The sequence below is a fragment of the Streptomyces sp. NPDC059668 genome, from assembly GCF_042734135.1.
GTDB lineage: Bacteria > Actinomycetota > Actinomycetes > Streptomycetales > Streptomycetaceae > Streptomyces.
Window position 1 is genome coordinate 1 of sequence record NZ_JBHWEL010000071.1, and the last position, 4,396, is coordinate 4,396.

4 protein-coding genes are annotated in these 4,396 nt (G+C 70.4%); 1 reads left to right on the forward strand and 3 read right to left on the reverse strand.

Going from position 1 to position 4,396, the window contains the following annotated elements:
• Positions 1-185 precede the first annotated feature (185 nt).
• From ACFV2J_RS34410 to ACFV2J_RS34420, 3 genes are all read right to left on the reverse strand, one after another.
• On the reverse strand, positions 186-1,520 hold the full coding sequence (locus ACFV2J_RS34410; protein WP_385098329.1) for an ABC transporter substrate-binding protein: 1,335 nt from the start codon (positions 1,518-1,520) through the stop codon (positions 186-188).
• A 274-nt stretch (positions 1,521-1,794) separates the two neighbouring features.
• Complete coding sequence (locus ACFV2J_RS34415) at positions 1,795-2,802, reverse strand: LacI family DNA-binding transcriptional regulator (protein ID WP_385442344.1); 1,008 nt, start codon at positions 2,800-2,802, stop codon at positions 1,795-1,797.
• Positions 2,803-3,231: 429 nt separating this feature from the next.
• On the reverse strand, positions 3,232-3,675 hold the full coding sequence (locus ACFV2J_RS34420; RefSeq protein WP_385097770.1) for a nuclear transport factor 2 family protein: 444 nt from the start codon (positions 3,673-3,675) through the stop codon (positions 3,232-3,234).
• Positions 3,676-3,725: 50 nt separating this feature from the next.
• Between ACFV2J_RS34420 and ACFV2J_RS34425 the strand changes: the two genes are divergently transcribed.
• Positions 3,726-4,208, forward strand: coding sequence for a MarR family winged helix-turn-helix transcriptional regulator (locus ACFV2J_RS34425; protein WP_385097773.1), 483 nt, complete (start codon positions 3,726-3,728; stop codon positions 4,206-4,208).
• Positions 4,209-4,396 lie beyond the last annotated feature (188 nt).

Genomic DNA, 4,396 nt, shown 5'->3' on the forward strand with positions numbered 1-4,396 from the left:
CTCGTACGCTGCCCCCGCGCGGTTCCCCGCGGGGCACCTGTTATACCACCACCACGGGTTTTAATACGGGGGACTGTACCGGGGGGGGGGGGGGGGCCGGGGGGCCGCCGCGGCGGTGCGGGGGGCGCCCCCCCGTAGACCCCACCACGCGGGTCGCGCGGGGTGCGATGTCAGTCATTCCTCGGTCACTTGCCCGCGGTCGCCGGGATCGCCTGGTCCTTCATCGACTTCAGCGCGGTCGCCTGGGCGGCCGAGAGCGCGTCGCTGAGGGTGCCGCTGCCCGCCGTCGCCTTGGCCATCGCGTCCTGGAGCGACAGGTTCACCGTCTTCTGGGTGGGGCCCCAGGAGAAGTCGGTGTCGATGTTCTTGGACGAGTCGGCGAAGACATCGAAGATCTTCTCGTTGTTGTAGTACGGGACGCCCTGGGAGAGCGCGGGAAGCTTCGAACCGGCGGTGGCCGCCGGGTAGAGGCCGCCCAGCTTGTTCTCCATCGCGAGGGCCTCCGGGTCGGTGTTCAGCCAGGAGTTGAACTTGACCGACTCGTACAGGTGCTTGTTGCCCTTCATGAACGCGACGGTGGAACCGCCCCAGTCACCGGACGCGGCACTCGCACCCCAGGTCGGCATGGGGACGATGGACCACTTGCCGGCCTGGTCGGGCAGGTTGTCGCGGAACATGCTGTAGCCCCAGGCGGCACCGACGTAGCTGGCGATCTGGTTCTTCTGGTACGCGGTGTACATCTGGGTCGAACCGTGGGCGAGGTCGGTGCGCACGAGCTTGGCGTCGATCAGCTTCTGCCAGTAGTCGGCGACCTGCTTGCTCTGGTCGGACACGACCGAGACGTGCCACTTGTCGCCGGAGTACTTGTACATCTGGGCGCTGTTCTGCCACAGCAGTCCGTTGAACGCCTCGGCGTTGTTCGGGTCGAAGAACGTGATGCTGAGTCCGGGGTCCGCCTTGTGCAGCTTCTGCGCGTCCGCCGCGTAGTCGTCCCAGGTCTTGGGGATGTCCAGGCCGTGCTTCTTGAAGATGTCGCTGCGCACGTAGAGCGCCATCGGGCCGGTGTCCTGCGGGAAGGCGAACACGCCGGTGCCGCCGAAGCTGGACTGGGACCAGGTCCAGGGCACGAACTTCGACTTGGCCGCGGTGGCCGCCGAGCAGGCCGAGGCGTCCACGAAGGCGTTCTGGGTGCGCAGGAAGGGGAGTTCGTCGTAACCGACCTGGGCGAGCTCCGGCGCCTTGCCCGCCTTGAGGGCGTTGCCGATGGTGCCGTACTGGTCGTTGGAGATGTTCTTCATCTGAACCTGGATGTCCGGGTTCTTCTTGTTCCACAGGGCGACGACCTTGTCCATGCCCGGAACGGTGTTCCAGTACTGGAGGGTGACCTTGCCCTTCGCCGGCTCGCAGGAGCCTGCGGATGCATCACTCGACGGAGCGGGCGACGAACACCCGGCGAGTACGGCGACACCGGCTGCCGCGGCGACGACGGCGAGGCGGATGCGCGTGACTGTGTTGCTCATATCTTCCGTTCCAGAGAACGACTAGCGACGGCGCTAGGCGGGTCGACGTTGACACCTCAGGCGTGAAGCCTTCTGGTTGGAAATGGCGGGACATCACGGTGTCGGCTCGAACGCCGGGCGCCGTGGTGGAACTCAGCAACCTTGTTACGCGCCCCGTGAGCGTTCCCGTGAACGTTCACGGGAGCGCTCACGGGAACGCGGTGAAGTGATCGGAAGTGTGCGCTCCGGCGCGTTCGAGTGTCAAGACTTTCGAGTCGTGCACGAGTCCGGCAGGTTAAGCGGACCCGCCGAGACGCAGCTCGGCGCGGACCACGAGCTCGTCGTCCGCCAGCGGGTTCGCTCCGGTCAGCAGCCGTGCGACCTGCTCTATGGCGAGTGCGCCGAGCTTGCGCGTGTCCAGGGCGACGCTGGCGAGCGGGGGCTCGACGAGCGCGCCCAGCTGGAGGCCGTCGAAGCCGATCACGGCCAGATCCTGCGGGACGCTCCTGCCGAGTCGGCGCGCCTCGCGCAGCACGCCGATCGCGATGATGTCGTTGAACGTGAAGACCGCGGTGACGTCGGGATGGGCGTAGAGCAGAGCCCTGAGCGCGGCTCCCCCGCCGTCGGCCGACTGGTCCGCGCCCACCACCACGTCGGCGTCGATCCCGTGCGACACCGCGGCGGTCGTGAACCACTCGCGCCGGATGCTGGGGTCGACGCGCCCGTGGTGGTCGAGCATGCCGATCCGCGTGTGCCCCGCCGCGACCAGATGCGCGACCGCGGCGCGGACACCCTCCTCGCCGTCGATCCGGATCGAGCTGAAGCGCGCGGTGTGGTGCTCACGGCCGATCAGCACCACCGGCATGCCACGGGTGAACAGCTGGAGTTCGTCCTCGGGGCAGCTGAAGTATCCGACGACCGCGTCCACCTGCGAGCTGATCACCTGGAGCGTGCCGCGTTCCTCTTCGGCCCTGTCCGCCGTGTCGTACACGACCACGTGCCAGCCGCGCGCCCGGGCCGCCTCCAGCGCGGCCGCCGCGACCTCGGTGAAGAAGGGGTTGAGGAGGTCGGGTATGACCAGCCCGATGGTGGTGGTGTCCTGCCGGACCAGACCGCGGGCGAACCGGCTCGGCCGGTAACCGAGGGCGCGGGCGGCGTCGAGGACGCGCTGTTTGGTGGAGCCGTCGATCTCGTCCTTGTCGTTCAGTGCCCTCGACACGGTCTGCCGGGACACCCCGGCCGACCGGGCGACGTCATGGATCGTGACTTTCCGGGGCTCCCCCGACACCGACGACGACACCATCGCCCACCTCCTGCTGCCAGCGGACGCCGATGCGCCCGCAGGGCCCCGAGTATGCCTGTGCCCGGCACGGACGCGCGACGTCAGGTCTCCTCGCGGCCGGCGACCGCGGTGTCGCCGAGTCCCCTCGGCCGCGGCGACGCCGGGTCCGAGCGGCTCCGGGTGAGTCACCGCGTTCCGCCTGCCGGGATCCGGTGCCCGTACGGCTCGTGGGGATCCCGGCGCCCGTACGGCGTCGGCGGCGCGGCGGGCTCCCCGGCATCACCGGGAATCCGCCCTCTGGTCACGGACGGAAACCCCGCCCCTTTCCGGCGGCGCGCGTTCCGGCGTTCGCGGGGGCTCGACGTGGGGAGGTCCGCGCGGTTCCTCCGCTCACCGGGGCCGGCCGTGATCCGGATCGCGCGTCCGTCTCTCTCCCGGCCCCGTGCCTGGTCAGGGCGTGACGGAAGGGTTCAGCGGCTCGTAGCAGTCGTAGTTGCGCTGGGCGACGATCAGGCCGTCGCGGAACTCGAGGAACGTCGCGATGTGGGCGCGCATGACGTGACCCGCGGGCAGGGTTCCGAGGGGCGCGGCGAGGGTTCCCGTCCAGAGGACCTCCAACGCGACTTGGTCCTGTGAGGCGACCGCGTTGAGGACGTCGAAGCTCTGACCGCTCAGCCGATCCTGTCCGCGGGCGGCCGCCTCGCGCAGCGCGTCGAGGTCCCGGACCGCGCCCTGGGGGAAGAGGGCGTTGGGCAGTTCCTGGTGGACGACGTCCGCATGGAAGAACCGAGCGAGTTCGTCGCCGACGGCGCCGCGTGAGACCGCCTCGTGGTAGGCGAGCGCGAGGGCGGTGTTCGGATGGATGGCGAGAGGGTTCGAGTCTGTCCGCGTCATGACCACAACCTAAGTTGCACAACCATGGTTGTCAAAGAGAGGATGGCGTCATGTCCTCCCCACCCGATCCCCTCGGCCTCGACACCGGCTCCCTCGCGCTCTTCACCGGTTTCGCGGCCGCCGCCGCCGTCCAGGACGCCCTGACCGCCGAGGGTTTCGGTGATCTGCGGTTCTCCCACGGCTACGTGTTCCAGCACCTCGTCGACGCCGAACCGACCGTCGGGGATCTGGCGGCGAAGTTGGACGTGACCCAGCAGGGTGCCTCCAAGGCGGTCGCCGAGCTGGAGCGTCTCGGTTACACCGAACGCACGCCCGCTCCGGGAGACGCCCGGATCCGCCTGGTCCGCCTCACCCCGCGCGGCCGGGACGCCGTGGCGGCCGCGCGCCGGGCCCGCGCCGCGCTGGAGGAGCGGCTGGCCCTGCGCTGCGGGGCGGAGTCACTGGCGGAGAGCCGCAGGGTGCTGGCGGAACTGCTGGACGAACTGGGCGGGGCCGCCGCCGTCCGCCGCCGGGACGTTCGGGCGCCTCGCTGAGCGGCCCCCACCGGCCGCCTTGCGGCCGGCGGCCGACCGCGGTGGACCGCCGACTCCGGCGGAGGGGGTGCCGTCCGGACGCGTGGGACCGCCTGCGCCCCCCCCGAGATCCCCAACCACTCACCCCCCCCCCGGAGAGCCCCCGCCGCGACACCCCCCCGGGGGGCGCGTGTCAGCCCGCGCCGCCC